This window comes from Paenarthrobacter sp. Z7-10 (assembly GCF_026932795.1).
In the GTDB taxonomy this organism is placed as follows: Bacteria; Actinomycetota; Actinomycetes; order Actinomycetales; family Micrococcaceae; genus Arthrobacter_M.
In genome coordinates, this window is sequence record NZ_JADPVH010000040.1 from 18,349 (window position 1) to 37,013 (window position 18,665).

Below are 18,665 nucleotides of genomic sequence, written 5' to 3' on the forward strand. Positions count from 1 at the left end.
ATGGAACGTCTCGACTCGCCACTTGAACCCCGTCCTTTCCGATACTGCAGGAAAACATATGTTGGCGCCCCTGGCGCCAACACCACACTGCAAACCTGAAGATTGGCTGTATCCGGTGAGTCGGCGCCGAGGGGGCGGCAGGCCCAGGAAGGATATCCGCGTCCATCGTCTTGCCGGCTGGATGCACGCGGATATCCTTCCTGTCTTGCCTGTCAGAGGCTCCGGGGTTTGCGGAGAGCCCTTCTCAGGCGACCTGGGCTGTCAGACCGGCGGCCTCGATCGCCTTCTTCGCTGCGGTCTCGTCGTTGTCTGAGCTGTCACCGCTGACGCCCACGGCGCCGGCGATTGTGCCGCCTCCGGTCCGAACGAGCACGCCACCGGGCACAGGAATCAGACGGCCGCCGAGGGCGGCGGTCGCCGCGGCGATGAAGTAGGCCTGCTGTTCGGCGCGTTCCATGAGGGCCCGGGAGCCCACTCCGAGGGCAAGTGCCCCGTAGGCTTTGCCATGGGCGATCTCGAACCGGTTGTTTGAAGCGCCGTCCTCGCGGGCGGCAGCGATGGTGTGGCCCCCTGAGTCGAGCACGACGACAGTCAGCGGTTTGAAACCGTGCTGCTGGCCTGTGGCCAGGGCTTCGGTGATGATGGACTGGGCGGTTAGGAGATTGATGCTCATTGTGCGTTCCTGGTGAAATCGTAGGTGTGCTTCCCACCGGCGCGGCGCCGGTGCAGAACGGGCTCGGTGTATCCGGAGGGCTGAGCCGCGCCCTCGAGGGCGAGCTCGCGGGCAGCGAGGAATGCCTCGCCGTCGAACGCCGGGGCCATGGGCAGGTACCCTAGGTCGGACGCGTTTTGGCCGTCCACGACCGCGGCCATACGTTGCAGCGAGGCCTCCACGTCGCCGGTGGTCACAACTCCATGGAGGAGCCAGTTGGAGATGTGCTGTGAGCTGATGCGGCAGGTCGCGCGGTCCTCCATCAGGGGGGTGCCGTGCAGGTCGGGGACCTTGGAGCATCCGACGCCGTCGTTCACCCAGCGTACGACGTAGCCCAAGGTGCTCTGGATATTGTTATCGAGCTCCTCGCGTCGGTCCGCGGCGTCCCAGTGGGCGGGGTCGCCGAGGGGGATGGTGAGCAACTGACGTAAGGTGGACCGGCGCTCCCCAGCGAGCTCAGCCTGCCGGGCATCCACGTCGACCTCATGATAGTGGGTGGCGTGCAGTGTTGCCGCAGTTGGTGAGGGGACCCAGGCACAGTTGGCACCCGCAAGCGGGTGGGCGATCTTTTGGGCGAGCATGTCTGCCAGATTATCCGGGGCGGCCCACATGCCTTTGCCGATCTGGGCCCGGCCCCGGAACCCGCACTCCAGCCCGATGTCGACGTTGGAGTCCTCGTAGGCTGTGATCCAACTGCTGGAGCGCATGTCGGCTTTGCGGACCATGGGGCCTGCGAGCATGGAGGTGTGGATTTCGTCGCCTGTCCGGTCCAGGAAACCCGTGTTGATGAACGCCACGCGGTCACGTGCCTCCCAGATGCAGGCCTTGAGGTTCGCCGAGGTGCGGCGTTCCTCGTCCATGATCCCGATTTTCAGGGTCAGGGGCTCGAGACCCAGAACCTTCTCGGTGCGGGTCAGCAGGTCGCAGGCCACGGCCACTTCGCGGGGTCCATGCATTTTCGGTTTTACGATATACATCGAGCCGGTGCGCGAGTTGTGGCCAGCCCTGGGTCCGCGCAGGTCATGCACGGAGCCCAGGCCGGTGAACAGGGCATCAAGGATCTCTTCGGGCACCGGGTCGCCGGTCGCGTCGAGAACGGCGTCGCTGGTCATCAAATGGCCCACCTGGCGGATGAGCAGCAGCGAGCGGCCGGGCAGGGTCAGTTCGGCGCCCCCGGGGGCAGTGTAGACGCGGTCTGGGTTGAGACGCCGGGTGTACGTACTTCCTCCCTTGGAGACTTCGGTGGCCAGCGTGCCCTGCATAAGCTGAAGCCAGTTCCGGTAGCCCACGACTTTGTCTTCGGCGTCGACGCCCGCCACGGAGTCCTCGAGGTCCATGATGGTGGTGAGTGCTGATTCCATCAGGATGTCTTTCACACCGGCCGGGTCGGATGCGCCGATGGGGTGGCTGCGGTCGAACTGGATCTCGAAATGGAGGCGGTGGTGCGCGAGCAGCAGCGCTTCCGGCTCATCCGGGTCCCCACGGTAACCTGCCCACTGAACAGGATCGAGGAGCCCTACTGAACCGTGCGGGGTTTGGGCAACGAGTGCGCCGTCTGCGACCTGGTAGGCAGTGACATCCGAGTGGGACCCAACCGTTAGGGGTGCGTGGTTGTCCAGGAACTGCCGCCCACGGGCCACGACGGCGGCGCCGCGGATGGGATTGTACGCGCCGGTTCTTTCGAGTCCGTCCGCCTCGTCGATGACGTCGGTGCCGTACAAGGCGTCGTACAGCGAGCCCCAGCGGGCGTTGGCCGCGTTGGCGGCGAAGCGGGCGTTCAGCAGCGGCACGACCAGCTGGGGACCGGATATGGTCGCTATCTCGGGGTCCACCCGGTCAGTCGTGATGGTGAATGGTCCCGGCTCGTCGACGAGGTAGCCGATCGAGCGGAGGAAGGCCTCATACATGATGGGGTCCAGCGGTGTCTGGCCGGAGGTGCGATGGAACTCATCGATCTGCTGCTGGAGCCGGTCACGGATGCCCAGCAGTTCGCGTATCTGCGGGGAGACTTCCCCGATCAGAGATGCGGCATCTGCCCAGAACGACTCCTCCTCGATTCCCGTCCCCGGCAGTGCCTCGTCGCGGACGAAGGCATAAAGCTCCTCGGCGACGCTGAGTCCGTTCGTCTCTACATAATGGTTCATTGTTCCCACTCTTCAAGAATTGTAGCGATGCAAATATTGCTGTCGTATGGCAGCAGACTATTGATTTGGTCGGTGTCCGTACAAGCGCGTTGGGACGGGAGGGGGTGTCACTGGCCGCTGTTGGCGCCGCTGTGGCAACCACCTGCAGCACAGCGGGCCCGTCATTTATGCTGCCCCCGCGACGGTTCCAATGCTCTCAGATGCCTTTTCCGGGGTTGAGGATGCCCGTCGGGTCGAATGCGTCCTTGATGGCGCGCTGGAGCTCGAGCGAGGTCTCGCCGAGCTCTTCGCCGATCCATTGGCGCTTGAGGAGTCCTACCCCATGTTCACCGGTCAGCGTGCCGCCGAGTCGTCGGGCAAGGTGGAACATGTCTGAAAGTGCGGACTTCGCTGGCCCTTCCGTGATGGACTCGGCGGGGTCAACAACGATCATGGGGTGAAGATTTCCATCGGCTGCGTGAGCGACACTGAAGATCCGCACGCCTGTCCGGGCCGCTATATCGTCCAGCCCAGCGAAGGCCTCCGCGAGGCGGTTCCGCGGGACGGCGATGTCTCCGATCGAGACGCGGCCAAGTTTCTCGAGCGCTGGTATCGCGTCCCGTCGTGCCTTCAGGAGGGCGTCGGCCTCGAGCTGATCCGCCGCCCGGTGGACCGAGGTGGCGAAAGGGTCGATTGCGCGTGCGACCTCGTCGAGTTCCAGGTGTGCGCCGTAGCCGTCGGTCTGAGCCAGGATGAAAGCCCCGCCGAGCTCGCGGTGCCGGGTCCCCTCGGCCCGGTCGACGGCGTCGAGGGTGGGACCGTCCATGAGTTCAAGGATCGAGGGCTGGATGTGCGCCGCGGTGATGGCAGATGCGGCGCGCCCAGCCGTCTCAACATCCGGGAAGTAAGCGGCGAGCGTCTCCGTCCGCACGGGTCGGGGCCGCAGCCGCAGGATTGCCTCGACTACGATTCCGAGCGTCCCTTCAGAGCCGATTATCAAGGCGTTGAGGTCATAGCCCGTGACACCCTTGATCGTGTTTCGACCCGTCTGAAGTACCCGCCCGTCGGCGAGGACCACCTTGAGCGAGAGGACTGACTCCCGGGTCACCCCATATTTGGCACACCACATGCCCCCGGCGTTGGTGGCAATGTTCCCGCCGATGGAGCAGATGGCTGTGCTGGCAGGGTCCGGAGCATAGAACAATCCGTACTCGGCCGCAGCCGCGTTTACCTCCGCGTTGAGGACGCCCGGCTGCACGACAGCCAGTTGCTCAACCGGATCAATGGAGATTATCTGGTTCATCCTCGAAACGTCCAGAACGACCTCACCGGCCTGAGCGCTAGCCCCGGCGGCGAGTCCGGTCCCGGCACCGCGGGGAACGATCGGCACCCGGTGGGCCGACGCTAACCGCATTGAATCGACAACGTCCTGTGCCGATTCGGCGTAGACAACTCCGTCGGGAAGCGTCTGGGGCACATAGCCCGAGCGGTCCGTGTTGGCCGCTGTGCGGGCGGCCGCGGAGGTGGACGCGTTCCTCGCCCCTTGAAGCAGGATGCTGGTCGAATTTGAGACCTGTGGCACCGCGATATTTGTGGACATAGCACTTTCCTTGTTTTAGTTCTTAGGTTCTGGAGGACTCTGGATGGTGGCGCTAAGGAACCATCCATCCCAGCACGGGGGTGGACTGAAGCAGGACCAGGGCGGTAATCAGCACCAACAGAAGCAGGCTCCAGCCTGCGAGCTTTCGAAGCAGGGTTCCCTCGGAACCTTCCATTCCGATGGCTGCTGCCGCAACAGCGAGGTTTTGCGGCGAGAGCATCTTGCCCAGGACTCCCCCAGAGGAATTCGCCGCGGCCATCAGGAGCGGGGATAGGCCGGTTTGGTGTGCAGCCGCAACTTGCAGCGGGCCGAAAAGAGAATTCGATGAGGTATCCGAACCGGTAAGTGCGACTCCAAGCCACCCGATCAACGGCGACAACAGCGCGAAGAAGCCTCCGGCGGACGCGAGTGCGACACCGAGCGTGGATGTCTCCCCGGAGAGGGTCATGACGAAGGACAGCGCCAGGACGGAACTGACGGTGACGATGGTCCAGCGTAGTTGGACCAGGGTCTCCCAATAGATGCGTACCGCGCGGCGGAAACTGATCCGATACACGGCGGTGGTGACCAGTCCGGCAATGAGAAGGAGGGTCCCCGTCGCCTTGAGGTGGTCCAGATGGAAGATTTCAGCAGCCACAGGCTTTCCGGTCGCATCCTTAACATTCAGACCGGGCCAGCGGAACGTGACGGTACCGACGTGGCCCAGCCAGGATTTGACTGCTGGGAGCTGGGAAATCGAGAAGATTACGACGATCACCAGATAGGGGGCAACGGCCATCCACACTGACCGGGCAGGAGGCCTGACACCAGCGATGAGCGAAGCATCCACACCACTTGAGGCGGCGGATGACACGTTCTCGGTGACCGAAGCCGACGCAGCCTCCCGCCCCCGAACGCCGAGGCGGTCCGACCGGGAGCGGTTTGCCCCGACGGTAACAGCACCCGCCTCCGCGGAAGGCAGCGGCTGACGGGCGTCTTCTTCGACGACGGTGGCCAGGGTGTGTGCCGGCTGCCAGACCCGCAGCATGAGCAGGACAGCGCCGATGGTGGCCACAGAGGCGACAACGTCGGTGAGCTCGACAGCAAGGAAATTGGACGTCAGGAACTGGAAGACGCCGAATACGACGCCAGCGACGAGGGCGACCGGCCATGTCTGTTTTACCCCGCGCTTGCCGTCGACGAGGAAGACAAGCATCAGCGGAACGAGGACAGCCAGGAAGGGTGTCTGCCGTCCGACCATGGAGGCAAGATCATGCAGGGGCAGCCCAGTGACACCGTTAAGGGCGATGAGCGGTGAAGCCATGGCCCCGAAAGCCACTGGCGCAGTGTTGGCGAGCAAGGACACCATTGCCGCTTTCAATGGCTTCATCCCGGTGGCCATCAACATGGCGGCGGAGACAGCCACTGGTGCACCAAATCCGGCTAGTGCTTCCAGCAGGGCTCCGAAACAGAAGGCGATCAGGATCGTGACGATCCGCTGGTCGTCGGAGATCGATCGGATAGTGCTGCCCAAAGCTTCGAACCACCGAGTAGCAACGGTTAGTTTGTAGATCCACAAGGCATTAATCAGGATCCAGAGGATGGGGAAAATGCCGTAAACCGCGCCGGCCGCCGTGGCGCTGAGTGCCTGTCCCACCGGCATCTGCCAGCCCACGACGGCCAACACGATGGCAGCGAGCAGGCTAACCAATGCCGCCTTCGCTGCTTTAACCCGAAAGACGCCCAGCAAAACGAAGAGGACGACCAGCGGCACCGCAGCGCAGAGGGCCGAGATAAACAAGGACCCACCAATCGGCGCAAGAATCTGTTGAAAGATACCCAAGATTGACTCCATAGTCTTCTGAGAGCGATGAGCCGGCTCCTCGAATGGGACGCCGTCAGTGTTTTCCACGATATGGAAAAGATATGTTATCTGATGGACAAAGACTACGATGTGTCCTGCGACACAGTCAATGCCTAAGACATGTTTACTTTTGGTGCCGCCGCAGTGGCCCCTCAGCGAGGACCCTCATCTGATGGGCCGTTATCCGCAGGACGAGGAAATTGTCGCAACGTCGATGGTGCCTTTAAAGACGAACTCCCACATGTCGTACCGGGTGGTAAGGGTCAGGCGCTGGTGGATGGGCACCGGGTGCCCGTTCAGGATTGAAATGCGAGGTACGGGGCGAGGGCGAAGAGCACGACGACGAGGGCGTACTTGAGCCGGCGGGTCGGGATGGAGCGGGCGATTTTCCAACCGACGATCACGCCAATCACCTCAGGGATGCCCACCACCAGTGCTATGGACCAGTCGATCTCACCCTGGATAAAGTAGCCGACCGAGCCGACTGCTGCGACGACGACGCTTTGCGCTTGCGCGGACGCCAGAGCAGGGAGAAGGGGCACGCCAATGGCGAGCAGCAGTGGAACCGAGAGCATCGGGCCTCCTACGCCGAACATGCCGCTGACGACGGCCACGACCAGCCCAAGAGCGATTAACAGCGCGGCCGGGTGTCGAGGGTGCGCTGTCCCAACGTGGCTCCGCGCGATCCGCTCTCTATACAGGACCAGTGCCGCGACGAGGCCGACGAAGACTCCGAGCAGGATCCCGAACATCCGTCCCGAGATCGACGTGTTGATCGCAACTCCGAGCGGTGTGCCGATAGCTGCCGTTGCGCACAGGATCAGCGCTGTCCGTTTCGTGAGCGGTTGGCGTAATTGCCCGGAATGAGTATAGGCGGCGGTGCCGAGCAGACCCGTGCCGATGTGCGTGACAATTGCACTTCCGGCAACCGTCGCAGGCGACAGCGGCGTCAAGGCGAACAGGCCGATTGTGACCAGCACGCCGCCGGGACCAAGGGCGGTAATGCCGACCCCACCGACGAACCCGATCACGATAAGCAAAACAAGCACCGGCAGGGCAACGTCCGCCATAGACAAATCCCCTCACTCGCATGAATCATGCGTTGTTTCGCCGGCCCAATATACAACCACCTCACCATGAAGGTGGCCCCCCGGCAACGGCCAGGAAGGAAACGGCACCGAATCATCACCTGCGAAGTTGCTCATGATGTGTTCACCTTGTGGACGGGGCAGGTTTTTCCAGGCTTCGTGTTGGCTTCTTAGGCTTCCTGTGTATGTAACGGCCTGTCGAGCTTTTACAGTTCGGGGGCCGTCTAATCCTGGAGAGGCGGCATTATCGTATGCGTGTGCAGCGAAGCAGAACCCCTGATTCAGTTGGAGGGCAGTCTGGAAGGCTGTCCGGAAAAAAGCGGCGCTTGAGAGGTCCGGCGATCGTCGTGACCGCGGCGCTGGCCCTGACCGCGGCTGCCGGTGTTGCCGGTGTTGCCTCGACCATGGGAGCGGATTCCCAATCCGGGAAGCAGATCGGGCAACAGCCTAATGGGTCCTTCCTGACCCAAACCGGGCAGTCCGTATCCCCGGTCGGGGACGTCATCAAGACTAATGGCCGGCCTTTCGGGCTTGCCCTCAGCAAGGACGGCAGGACCGCGGCCGCGTTGAACAATGGAGGCGCCACCGCGGGCATGGTAACCGTGTATGACTTGGTCAACCACACTGTGCTGCAGCAGGCCGGTACGGGTGGCAAGTCCAACAGCGGCATCGTTTACTCCCCGGACGGCAAAACGTTGTGGGCTGCACGTCCGAACGATTTGCAGCGTTTCCCGGTTCTGGCCGATGGCAGGCTGGGCGCTCCGGTGACGGTGCCGCTGCCCGGAGCCAAGGGTTTGAGCCCGGTTCCGGCCGGTCTGGCCTTTGCCCGAAACGGTCAGCTGCTGGTGACGTTGTCCGCGAACAACACTCTTGGTGTGATCGACCCGGGAACCAACACTCTTGTCAAGCAGATTCCGGTCGGAAACGTGCCCAACGGTGTCACGGTCGTTGGTGGGAAGGCTTATGTCAGCAATCAGGGTGGGCGGCCGGCGCTGGCCAGTGACCGCACTGACAATTCCTATGGCACCCCGATCGTGACGAACAACGACAGCGCTGTCCCCTCGACCGGTACCGTCTCCGAGGTCGACTTGGCGCGTGGGGCCCAGTCGCGGGTCTATCCCGTCGGGCGCGGTCCGAGTGCGGTATTGGCTGTCGGCAGGACTGTTCTGGTGGCCAATTCCGATGACGACACCGTCACCAGCATCGACACTGCAAAGGGGCGCGTTGGGCGCACCTTCGTGACGAACCCCATACCGGGCGGTGCGTTCGGTGCCACCCCGAACGGGCTGACCATGCTTGACCGGGACCATTTGGCCGTCAGCCTTGGCCGGGACAACGCGGTCGCTGTGTACTCCTACCAGAACGCCACTTCGGAACCGAGTTTCGAGGGTCTGATTCCTGCCGGCTCCTACCCGTCAGGGATCGTGAAGGACAAGCAGCTTAACCGGTTGGTTATCGCCAGTGAGCAAGGCATCGGATCGCGTGGGCCCGACGGGACGGTTAACGAGGGTGTCAACACGACTCCCGCAGCCTCGCGGCTGGGTTACAACTTCGTCGGGACCGTGCAGACAGTTCCAGTCCCGGACGCCAAGCAGATGCGGACCTACACGGACAAGGTGTTCCAGAACAACAACTGGAACGGGCTGCTCAAACGCAACCAGGCGGGCAGTAAGAAGGCCACTCCCGTCGCGCTGCCGACCCGTACGGGGGATCCATCGAAAATCAAGCACGTGTTCATGATCGTCAAGGAGAACCGCACCTATGATCAGGTTCTCGGCGATGATCCCCGCGGCAACGGAGACGCCTCACTGGCCCAATTCGGTCAACGCGTGACCCCGAATACGCACGCCCTGGCGAAGCAGTTCCCGCTGATCGACAACCTGTACTCTGATGGCACGAACTCCGCTGAGGGGCACCATTGGCTCGATCAGGCCTACGTGAACAACTACATGCAGCAAATGTACGGCGGCTACACCCGCTCCTACCAGACCGGCGATCCCATGTCGAACGTCAAATCCGGGTGGATCTGGGAAAACGCTGCGCGGCACGGCAAGACGGCTAACAACTGGGGCGAGCAGGTCGACAGTTACACTGACGCAAAGGGCAAGGGCACTCCAGCGGACTGGGACGGATGGCTGCACGATTCCCGTGTGCTCGACGGATCGGCACCGGGGCCGCTGAAGTATCCGCTGGGCACTTACACCGCGAAGACCGACATCCCTTCGCTGGCAAAGATCACCAAGCCGAACTTCCCGAATTTTGATTTGAATATCCCGGATCAGTACCGTGCGGCGATGTTTGGGAATGACTTCAAGGCTTATGTGAAGCACAACAACCTGCCGGCTTTCAACATGGCCTGGATTATGAGTGATCATACGAATGGGACAAGCGCGCAGAGTCCGACCAGGACCGGGATCAGCCCGGAGGCCTATGTGGCTGACAATGACCTCGCGGTTGGTCGGATCGTCGATCAAATCTCGCACAGCAAATACTGGAAGGACAGTGCAATCTTCGTGGTCGAGGACGATTCCCAGAACGGGGTCGACCACGTCGATGGCCACCGGGCCCCAGTGCAGGTGATCAGCCCGTACGCCAAGCGCGGAGCCGTGGTCCACAGTTACTACAGCCAGCTGAACGTGATGCGCACCATCGAGCAGATCCTTGGCCTGCCGCCCATGAACAGCCAGGACATGACCGCCAAGCCGATGTACGACGTGTTCACGGACAAAGCGAACTTCACCCCTTTCACGCACCTGCCGAACCAGGTGCCGCTGACTGAACGAAACCCGGGTTCAACCACGCAGGGAACGACACCAGCAGCGCCGGGAACGCCAACAGCTCCGGCGGCGCCGGCGGGCAACCCGAAGGCCGTTACCGCTGAGGCTGCCTGGGCGAAATGGTCGACCCAGCAGGACTGGTCCCGTGAAGACTCTGTCAACATGGCGCAGGGCAACCGGGATGTCTGGTACTCATCCAACGGCTTCACCCGCCCCTACCCAGGAGACTCCGCGGTGCTGCTGCCCGAGCAGGTGCCCGGCTCCGGGAAGGAACCGAAGGAAGGGGCCGGAGACTGAACCCCACCTAAGAACACTTACAAGGGGGACCCCAACCTCGGGGCATCACACCCCAGCGACCGGCCGGCACCCATTCAGTTGGGACCGGCCGGATCCGTTGTTCCGGATCGGCGCCTGTGGCGACATGTCCCGTTCAACATCAAAACGGGTCTAAGCCGCTGGGAATCCGCCTCCGCGCCGAAAGAACCGGTGGAGCCTTTCGTGCTTGGGTGAATGGCCTGTTTCGCCAGTGCGGAAATTGGTGCTTCAGCATCTTGGGTGAACGACGAGTGATATTGGCGCGCCGCTGAGTTGGGCACCCAGGGCACGTGTAACGTTTGTTGCCCGGATTTAAGGATGCCGTCGGCTCTCGTTCACCTTCCTGAACTAGCGTGGCATAGGTGCGAAACAAGAACCTACGGCAGCGAGTTGATTTGCCTGCCCGGCAGAAACCGGATCCGGATCATCGTTGGAAACACCTGGATCGTGGTGATCGCGTTTTCGTCATGAACGGGACCGGCAACATGTCAGCAGGGTTGATTGAGGAACTGACGGAGGATAAATGCGTTGTCTGGGTGCGCTTTGATAATGGGCTTGGACGGCGGTTGCTGAGCGTTGAGGACGATGTTGAGCTGACCTTAGATCAGGGGTCAGTGTCGGCGGACGTAGATGATGGAAGGTTTGCTGGACCGTGAGGTTGATTCGGTGGCCGTTTTGGGCGAAATAGAGCAGCATGAAGACGAGCAGGAGAGTGGCGAGTACATCAGTCGCTGCATCGAAAATTTTCAGTCCGTCACCATTGTGCCGGTACAGTACTGCGGTCATTTCATCGGGATCTGAACGCGGGCAGCGTTATCGGGGCCCTCGGTCAACTGTCGACGCCGTCTCCAAACAACTTATCCATAACCGAACGCCGTATTTTCAGCACAACCAAGCTCGAATGTTTGGAGTAGGCTGGCCGGCTTCGGTCAGGGGACATGTGCCACAGGTTAGGCGGCTTGCTCCCGGTTTCGGCGGCGGATTCTGAACAAAGTGCGGTCCGGCTACACTGTGAAATATGTCCCGGATCATTATCATCGAAGACGATTCGACGATCGGATCCACATTACTTTCGGCATTGGGCGCCAACGGCTACGACGTGCGATGGGAGCCGACGGGCGCGGAGGGTTTGGCCCTTGCCAAGGAAACGGGGGCTGATCTGGTGCTGTTGGATCTTGGTCTTCCCGACCTGGACGGATTTGTTGTTTGCCGTGAGTTGCGTACTCTCCTGCCGGAGGCGGTAATTGTGGTGTTGACAGCCCGCCAGGAGTCGATGGATGTGGTTTCCGGACTTGAGTCAGGTGCCGATGACTACCTGACTAAGCCGTTCAGGATCGTGGAACTTCAGGCCAGACTTCGGGCCCATCTTCGCCGCGCCCATACTGCGGAAAGCCCTGCGTCCGCATCCTTGACCGTCGGATCCCTGCTTGTTGATTCCGGTTCGCGGCGGGCTACGGTGGGCGGCGTGGAAATCCCGCTGCGCGCACGCGAGTTTGATCTGCTGCAACGTCTCGGGCTCGAGCCCGGGCGGGTGGTGGGCAGGGAAACCCTGATGGCCGAGGTTTGGGACGCCAATTGGTTTGGGTCCACGAAGACCTTGGATGTGCACATCACGTCCCTGCGCCGCAAACTCGCGGCGGCCGGAGAGGACGTCCCGGTGATCCGAACGCTGCGGGGCCACGGCTACAGCCTCGAGTACAGCCCTGCTGCCGGGTCCGGCGCTGGGGGCCGCGGCAATGACGACCTCCCGGTTTAGCGCCACTGACGTTCCTTCGACACTAGGGCTCGCGGAGTATTTCCACGGCGGGCCGCCGGGCTCGGAAGGCCAGTAGATCCGCTGCCAGGATACTGCCGGCAGCCAGCGCAAGCACGAGCGCCAAGTAGCCTCCGGGGACCGCTGCGTGGGCGGGAGGTGGGTCGAAGACTCCAGTAAGAACCGCGATCAGCATTTGGGTCAGCGCCCAGCCGCTCACCGCGCCGGCCGCTGCTCCGGCGACGGTGATGGTGGCTCCTTCGCTGAGGATCATCCCGCGCAGCTGCCGCCGAGTGGCGCCAAGGACTGTGGCGATGGCGAAGGTGCGGCGGCGCTCAACCAGACCCAGGGAGATTAGCAACCCGCCCGCCGAGCAGGCCAGCAGCAGGGCGAAGCTTAGTTCGACCCGGGTCAGGCCGGCGAGGTCCACTGAGGTGAGACTTGACCCCACAGACGACCTGGCGCTGTCTATGCCCGTAACAGCAGCGGAAGAGCCCAATTTGGCCGAGACGGCAGCCGTCACGGAAGCTACGTTCTGCCCGCCGGTATTAATGAGCAGGATGTTGGCGGTGCTGTTGTGCGTCTGTTGGGCCAGATAGTCGGCGTTGGCCACGAAGAAACTGTCCTTGGGGGCGGTGGGAAATTCGCTGACTATTCCGGCGTAATGGAATTGCACCGGTTTGAACTGTTTCGTCGTCGTGTCCTGGACCCGCAGAGTCAAATGGTCCCCAAGTTTGAGTTGGAAGTCTTTGACGGTTTCCGCGCTGACCAGAACGGCGTCCGGGGACGCGGCCAGCCGGTCCATCATCTGCGCTGCCGTGCCACCCTGAAAGTACGCGTCCTGGAGCGACGTTGCGTGCGTGATGGTTTGGGGATGGATCCCGTAGATGTCCTGCAGGTCCGCACCGACGTAGGCGAACCGGTGCGCAAGCGGTTCGACGGCGATAACTCCCGGTACCGCGGAGACAGCGCTTCGTTCGTGCGCGCCCAGTGCTGCGGATGGCGGGGCAGTAGCTGTAACGTCGGCGCCGTTAGTCAGCCGCGCGTCGACTTCGGCCTGCTGCTGGTAGGTGGCGTTGAAGGTTGCCGTCGATGCGGCGAAGGCCAGTGCAAGTGCGAGCACCACCACCGATTGGGACATCAGGGATCGCTGCCTGGACATACTGGCGGCGGCCGTGGGGCCCAGCGATCCGGCCAGCGGCCGTATCAGCGTGGCAACGATTGCCCGTCGCCGCAGCACAAAATTGGTTAGCCGCCAGGTCAGCAGGCCGGCGCCGATCCACAGCAGAGCTGGCCCAAGGAACGCCCAATAATTGACCCAGATGGACGCAACACCTTCGGGCGCGAGCACCAGGGTGTAGCCCTTTTGGGTCATGACCAGAAAGACGACGAACGCCACCATCAGCGCAATCAGATCCAGGCCGAAGCGCGACCACCACGGGTTCCGGACACGTCCCAGCTGGCGACGGGCAGAGGCGACGGTGCTGGCACGGAAATCTCCCACTGCGGGGCCCACCACCGCGATCCCGGCGATCGCGAGGCCACCCGCGAAGGCGCCCAGCGGCCAGGCGATGGCACTGAGGGTGGAGGCGCCGAACCCGGCCGTGCCGAAGATCAGCGCACCGAGGATGGCTGCTCCCCCTAGCCCGATGAGACCTCCGGCCACGCCGACGAGGCCGGCTTCAAGGACAGCGACGCGCACAACTTGGCTGGCGGTGGCGCCGCGGGTTCGCAGGATCGCCTGTTCACGACGACGTCGGACCGTCCCTGCCCTGGCGAGACTGATCGTTAGGATCCCGGCCAGAACGGCGCCCGGCAGGCCCAGGAAGAGGAACAGGACGTTGGAATATCCGGCGTCGCTGCGGGCGGCATCCAGTGCGGCCGCCAGATTGTCGCCCACCGTACCGGCTCCGGCCAGACTGGCTTCCAGGTTGTGAGCTGCTGCCGTCACCGCCACGAACGAGTCCGCCGGTGCCGGTGGCAATTGGTGGGATCTCATCACATGAATCTGAGTGCTGAGCAGGTCCGGATGGGGCGCGGACAAAGCGGACCGGATGTGATCGAAGCGTGCAGCGGGCAGCAGGACGACATTATCCGGCGGCGCTGTGGGCTGCGATTGCGGCGGTGCCCCGACGGTCTGAAAGAGCGAATTTGCCTGCGGAAGGTCCACCACCCCGTCGACGGTGACCCGGACAGACTGGGATCCGGCCAGCTGGATGGTGAGGCTGTCGCCCGGGCCAATGTGAAGGTTGGAAGCGGTTTGCTGCGCGACCAGGACACCGTTGGGGGAGCCTGTCAGCGACCGGATCTGGCCGGGGAAAGTCTGCGCGTAGCCGGAGGGAAGCCCCAGAATGACACCTGGACCAGTGCGTTGGGTGGACCCGGCGGTCACCGCCTGCAGACCCGTCGTCGGCGCGTAACCGACCGGAAGGGCCTTCTTCACCCCCGGTGCCGCCTTGATGGTGGCCAGCGCCGAATTCGTATCCGCGCCCTTGCTGAGTTCCACCTGCCAGTCGACGGCGACGCCGGCGGCCGCGCGGGCGGTCATGCTGGCCTGGGCGGCGGCCAGGAAGGAGCCGAGGCTGGCCACCAGAGCCACGGCGACGGCCACACCGCCAGCCGTCGCCAATAGCCTGCCGCTTCGGCGCCGCAACAGCCCGCCCAGCCAGATCCAGATCACGTAAGGCTCCGTTCCATCGAGTTCTTGAGCACGCCATCGTGCATGCTCCACACTTCGTCAAGTAGTTCAGCGATAAGGGGATCATGGGTGGAGACCAGCACAGCGGCGTTCAGGGAGTCCGCGCTGCGCAGCAGGACATCGAGTACGGAAAGCGCCGTCACGTGATCCAGCTGCCCGGTCGGCTCGTCGGCCAGGATCAGGCGTGGACGGCAGGCCAGGACGCGGGCGATGGCAACTCTTTGGGCTTGGCCTCCGGAAAGTTCCTCCGGAAGCTTGCGCTCCAGCGCCTCCAGGTTCAGGAGCTCCAGCGCCTCATGGGCCAGGCTGCGGGCCCGTCCGTCCGAAGCTCCGGCAAGGATCAGTGGCAAGGCAACGTTTTCCAGCACATCCAGGGCCGCGATCAGGCCTGAACTCTGAAAAACCATGCCGGTGACGTGGGGCTGCGGCACGGCATCGCTGCTGTAGGCGCGGCCGGTAATCGTCCCGGACGTTGGCTTTTCCAGACCAGCCAACAGATGCAACAGGGTGGATTTGCCTGAGCCGGACGGTCCCATCAGCGCGATCCGAGCCCCGGGGGCGATCTGGAGCGTGGCATCCCGAACGGCGGCCACGGTACGCGCCCCGGAACCAAAAGTGTGACAAATACCCATGCATTGGATCAGGGGCACATCGGCTGCTGTCATGACGCCTCCTCAAGGACCTCGTTGTCAATACGGCCATCGCTCATCCTGATCACGCGGTCCGCGGCCGCGACGACGTCCCGGCTGTGGGTCACCAGCAAAATGGCGCATCCCCGGTCGGCATGCCGACGCAGCAGCGCCAACAACCGGCGGCCTGTCTCCGCGTCAAGTTCCCCCGTTGGTTCATCGGCCAGCAACAGTTCCGGCCCGTTGGCCAGGGCGACGGCGAGACCGGCTCTGGCGGTTTCCCCGCCGGAAAGTTCGCCGGGGTAGGCACCGGCACGGTCGCCGAGTCCGAGGGATTCGAGGAGGACGGCCGCTTCGATCGATGTGGTGTCACTGAGTCGACGGATCAGCTGCACATTTTGCGTCACGGTCAGGTGAGCGAACAGGTTCTCGGATTGAAAAAGGACGCCGATATGTTTGGCCCGAAGTGCCGCCCGCTCTGTTTCCGGTCTTGAATTTATACGCTGGCCGAGGATCCGGACGGTGCCGCCAGCCGGTTCATCCAGACCCGCCAGACACGCCAGCAGTGTGGATTTCCCGGAGCCTGAAGGACCGACGACGGCGACTATCTCACCGGCGGCGACGGAAAGGGAAACACCACGAAGGGCAAGCGTTTCCTCCTCACCGCTGCGGAAGAACCGATACAGCTCCTCTGCCTCCAGCACGGGCCCGGCCCACGCGGCTATTTCGTCCATCGGAACGATCCGCTGACCTTGGCCCACGGATCCACGTTGTCCGCTCCCTTGGCGCCGGCCAGGGTCAGTGCTGCAATTGTCCCGTGGCTGAAGAACAGGTATCGTTCGAAGGCCTGTGTGAGGCTTTTGTGTGTCACGGCGTCCGGCGCCGAGCTCCCGGTGTAGGTGATCAGGATCCCGCTGCCACCGTTGCGCTTGAACGGCGCGACGTTCAGCAGGGAAAAATCGGGCACGGAGGCCGCCAAGGCAGGAACCTGTGTCGCTCCAACGGACTGCACCGTTGGTGCCGACGGGGTGTGACTTTCCTGGACGGAGATACTGTTGAGCTTTTCCGTGAAGGTCAAGGAATTTGCTTTGCGGACCTCCGCCCACCCCTCCGGAACCTGCAGCGTGTAATCACCCGAGGGCGCTCCAGCTTTGATGTAAGCCTGATTATCAGGAATGTCTCCGGCGGGATTGACCTCTGGGACGGGCGACGACGACGGCGCGGCAGGATGCGGTGCGGACGGTTGCGATCCGGCGGAACAGCCACTCAGAGCTCCGGCGACGACGACAGATACAGTGATGATCCGCAGAGCACTACGATGGGTTTGCATGGGAACCTCCGGTCAGGAATGCAGTTGTCACCAGCCTAGGGAAATCACAGTTAGCCCCTGGCTACCGGAGGGTAAGCGGAGGGCAAACTCCGATGCCGGACGGCGTCCATGAGGCGACGCATAGCCGTCTCCGCGGTCGCAAGCGCCACCCTAGCCATCTTGATCTTCCTCGTTCCGCTGGCTGCAGCCGTCGTGTCCCTCAATGTTGGCGCCGTAAGGTCTGACCTGGAACGGGAGGCGCTCAACGCAGCCCTCATGGTGGACCCCGCGTTTTCCACCCGCGATGTTCCGGAAATGCCCGTCCCCGCGGCGGGCACTGAGCTGGGGCTCTATGACAGTACCGGGCATCTGCTCGCCGGAACCGGTCCACGGACGGCGGACGCCGCGACGGCGAAGATTCTGGGACTCAAGCCCGCCCCGGACAGCCCCGATTGGGTGGTAAGCGCGGTCGCCGTGACCGGGGCAGAGCAGACGACGGGTGCTATCAGGGCCGCCGGCACGGTCGCCACCGTGTGGCAGCGGGTGGCCGCGATCTGGGCGATCCTCCTACTGGCCGGAACCTTGGCCGTCGCCGTTGCATGGCTCCTCGCCCGCCGATCAGCACGCCAGATCAGTGCTCCGATCGAACGGCTTGCCCAGGCTTCGGTGGACCTTGGCAACGGGGATTTCGACGTCCGGCTGCCCGAGACGGGTGTCGGGGAACTGGATCTGGCTGGAGCAGCGCTGCAATCAGCGGCCGCGAGCCTGGATGATCTGCTGACCCGTGAGCGGCTGCTCGCCTCCAATGTTTCCCATCAACTGCGGACTCCGCTGGCGGGGCTGCGAGCCGTGCTGGAAGCGGCGCTGGCCGACCCGGCGACTGACCTGAGAATCGCCGTCGAACACGCCATTGGCCACGCGGATGTGTTAAATTCCACCATCGATGATGTGATCGCGCTGACCAGGGGAAGCGCACCCCGCTGGCCGGCCGTGGATCTCACCCCGCTGCTCCATCGCGCAGCCGCTGGCTGGACTGCGGCATTGGCCGCTCGGTTACGCCCGCTGCGCGTGGAGATAAAAACCGCGCTGCCGCCGTCGTCCGTCGCTCCATCGGCGGTGATTCAGATTTTGGATGTGCTCCTGGACAACGCGCTCCAGCACGGCCTGGGCCCCGTGACCCTGACCGGGCGCTCGTCCGATGCTGCCATCGCCATTGATGTGGCGGACGACGGGGGCTCCATACCTGACGACAGCATCTTCGGCCGCGGTGTTTCCTTCAACGGCGGAAGCGGAGTTGGACTGGCCCTGGCCCGCCGTCTCGCCGAGGATCAGGGCGGCAGGCTGCTCTTGTCCCGCCGTACACCCTATACCCAATTCACGCTGCTGCTGCCGGTACGCGCCGACCATCCCTGACGACAACGCGACCTCAGGCAGGTACTCGAATCCAGAGTTTGGCGACCGTAAGGCGAACCCCTGTCCGCGATATACCGCATAAGGCTCGGCTGGGTGGCCGTCAGCGTGGGCCGACGGGATGTGGGGGTTGACGTTCAGGTCTGCTGGAGAGTTGGAATACCCCGAAAACGGCTAGCGCGCCGGCGGCCACGAACGTGGCAATGGCCCAGAGCGGAGCATGGGTTGCTTCGCCGAGCACGACGATGCCGATCGTGACGCCGACCATGGGGTCAATGACCGTTAGGCCGGCGACCACGAGGTCGGGTGGGCCGGATGAGTACGCGGTTTGAACGAAGTATGAGCCCAATAACGCGGCCGCGATGATGCCAATCAGGCAGAGGAAGACCAGGCCGTCACCTGGGGCGA

The 18,665-nt window shown here is 63.3% G+C and carries 13 protein-coding genes and 1 pseudogene; 4 read left to right on the forward strand and 10 right to left on the reverse strand.

Features of this window, described 5'->3' with window-relative positions:
• Window positions 1–244 precede the first annotated feature (244 nt).
• The 5 genes from IV498_RS12635 to IV498_RS12655 all read right to left on the reverse strand — a co-directional run bounded on the left by IV498_RS12635 (window position 245) and on the right by IV498_RS12655 (window position 7,348).
• Window positions 245–673: a GlcG/HbpS family heme-binding protein gene (locus tag IV498_RS12635; protein ID WP_269047109.1), complete on the reverse strand. Its 429-nt coding sequence runs from the start codon at window positions 671–673 to the stop codon at window positions 245–247.
• A complete protein-coding gene (locus IV498_RS12640; RefSeq protein ID WP_269047111.1) occupies window positions 670–2,856 on the reverse strand; it encodes a malate synthase G in 2,187 nt (728 codons plus the stop codon). The genes IV498_RS12635 and IV498_RS12640 overlap by 4 nt, the downstream gene beginning before the upstream one ends.
• Before the next feature lie 196 nt (window positions 2,857–3,052).
• The gene (locus tag IV498_RS12645) at window positions 3,053–4,435 is read right to left on the reverse strand and encodes an FAD-binding oxidoreductase (protein WP_269047113.1); all 1,383 of its coding nucleotides are present in this window, start codon (window positions 4,433–4,435) and stop codon (window positions 3,053–3,055) included.
• Window positions 4,436–4,487: 52 nt separating this feature from the next.
• Window positions 4,488–6,251, reverse strand: a complete 1,764-nt coding sequence (locus IV498_RS12650) for an L-lactate permease (RefSeq protein WP_269047130.1) — start codon at window positions 6,249–6,251, stop codon at window positions 4,488–4,490.
• A gap of 323 nt (window positions 6,252–6,574) precedes the next feature.
• Window positions 6,575–7,348 (reverse strand): sulfite exporter TauE/SafE family protein, encoded by a 774-nt coding sequence (locus tag IV498_RS12655; RefSeq protein WP_269047114.1) that lies wholly within the window; start codon window positions 7,346–7,348, stop codon window positions 6,575–6,577.
• A gap of 344 nt (window positions 7,349–7,692) precedes the next feature.
• Here IV498_RS12655 and IV498_RS12660 point away from each other — a divergent pair, with 344 nt between their 5' ends.
• From IV498_RS12660 to IV498_RS12670, 3 genes are all read left to right on the forward strand, one after another.
• The gene (locus IV498_RS12660; RefSeq protein ID WP_269047116.1) at window positions 7,693–10,440 is read left to right on the forward strand and encodes a bifunctional YncE family protein/alkaline phosphatase family protein; all 2,748 of its coding nucleotides are present in this window, start codon (window positions 7,693–7,695) and stop codon (window positions 10,438–10,440) included.
• Window positions 10,441–11,088: 648 nt separating this feature from the next.
• Window positions 11,089–11,259 carry a hypothetical protein gene (locus tag IV498_RS12665; RefSeq protein WP_269047118.1) on the forward strand — a complete coding sequence of 57 codons (171 nt, stop codon included), beginning with the start codon at window positions 11,089–11,091 and terminating at the stop codon, window positions 11,257–11,259.
• A gap of 217 nt (window positions 11,260–11,476) precedes the next feature.
• Window positions 11,477–12,214, forward strand: a complete 738-nt coding sequence (locus IV498_RS12670) for a response regulator (RefSeq protein WP_269047119.1) — start codon at window positions 11,477–11,479, stop codon at window positions 12,212–12,214.
• Between the two features lie 22 nt (window positions 12,215–12,236).
• On the opposite strand, the gene IV498_RS12675 is transcribed toward IV498_RS12670, so the two are convergent.
• The 4 genes from IV498_RS12675 to IV498_RS12690 are packed head-to-tail and all read right to left on the reverse strand — an operon-like array spanning window position 12,237 to window position 16,868.
• Window positions 12,237–14,891 carry an FtsX-like permease family protein gene (locus tag IV498_RS12675; RefSeq protein ID WP_269047121.1) on the reverse strand — a complete coding sequence of 885 codons (2,655 nt, stop codon included), beginning with the start codon at window positions 14,889–14,891 and terminating at the stop codon, window positions 12,237–12,239.
• A complete protein-coding gene (locus IV498_RS12680; RefSeq protein ID WP_269047122.1) occupies window positions 14,888–15,574 on the reverse strand; it encodes an ABC transporter ATP-binding protein in 687 nt (228 codons plus the stop codon). The genes IV498_RS12675 and IV498_RS12680 overlap by 4 nt, the downstream gene beginning before the upstream one ends.
• Entirely contained in the window at window positions 15,571–16,272 is a 702-nt protein-coding gene (locus IV498_RS12685; protein WP_269047124.1) for an ABC transporter ATP-binding protein, read from the reverse strand. Before IV498_RS12685 ends, IV498_RS12680 begins: the two co-directional genes overlap by 4 nt.
• Entirely contained in the window at window positions 16,260–16,868 is a 609-nt protein-coding gene (locus tag IV498_RS12690; RefSeq protein WP_269047125.1) for a hypothetical protein, read from the reverse strand. The genes IV498_RS12685 and IV498_RS12690 overlap by 13 nt, the downstream gene beginning before the upstream one ends.
• Before the next feature lie 108 nt (window positions 16,869–16,976).
• Here IV498_RS12690 and IV498_RS12695 point away from each other — a divergent pair, with 108 nt between their 5' ends.
• On the forward strand, window positions 16,977–18,260 hold the full coding sequence (locus tag IV498_RS12695) for a sensor histidine kinase (RefSeq protein WP_269047127.1): 1,284 nt from the start codon (window positions 16,977–16,979) through the stop codon (window positions 18,258–18,260).
• A gap of 100 nt (window positions 18,261–18,360) precedes the next feature.
• On the opposite strand, the pseudogene IV498_RS12700 reads toward IV498_RS12695, so the two are convergent.
• Window positions 18,361–18,665 (reverse strand): annotated as a pseudogene (locus IV498_RS12700) (multidrug DMT transporter permease); the annotation flags it as partial.

Excerpts from the sequence above, each read along its gene's own strand:
- IV498_RS12635 (WP_269047109.1), bottom strand. The coding sequence starts at position 673 with ATGAGCATCAATCTCCTAACCGCCCAGTCCATCATCACCGAAGCCCTG.
- IV498_RS12640 (WP_269047111.1), bottom strand. The coding sequence starts at position 2,856 with ATGAACCATTATGTAGAGACGAACGGACTCAGCGTCGCCGAGGAGCTT.
- IV498_RS12645 (WP_269047113.1), bottom strand. The coding sequence starts at position 4,435 with ATGTCCACAAATATCGCGGTGCCACAGGTCTCAAATTCGACCAGCATC.
- IV498_RS12655 (WP_269047114.1), bottom strand. The coding sequence starts at position 7,348 with ATGGCGGACGTTGCCCTGCCGGTGCTTGTTTTGCTTATCGTGATCGGG.
- IV498_RS12665 (WP_269047118.1), top strand. The coding sequence starts at position 11,089 with ATGATGGAAGGTTTGCTGGACCGTGAGGTTGATTCGGTGGCCGTTTTG.
- IV498_RS12670 (WP_269047119.1), top strand. The coding sequence starts at position 11,477 with ATGTCCCGGATCATTATCATCGAAGACGATTCGACGATCGGATCCACA.
- IV498_RS12680 (WP_269047122.1), bottom strand. The coding sequence starts at position 15,574 with ATGACAGCAGCCGATGTGCCCCTGATCCAATGCATGGGTATTTGTCAC.
- IV498_RS12685 (WP_269047124.1), bottom strand. The coding sequence starts at position 16,272 with ATGGACGAAATAGCCGCGTGGGCCGGGCCCGTGCTGGAGGCAGAGGAG.
- IV498_RS12690 (WP_269047125.1), bottom strand. The coding sequence starts at position 16,868 with ATGCAAACCCATCGTAGTGCTCTGCGGATCATCACTGTATCTGTCGTC.
- IV498_RS12695 (WP_269047127.1), top strand. The coding sequence starts at position 16,977 with ATGAGGCGACGCATAGCCGTCTCCGCGGTCGCAAGCGCCACCCTAGCC.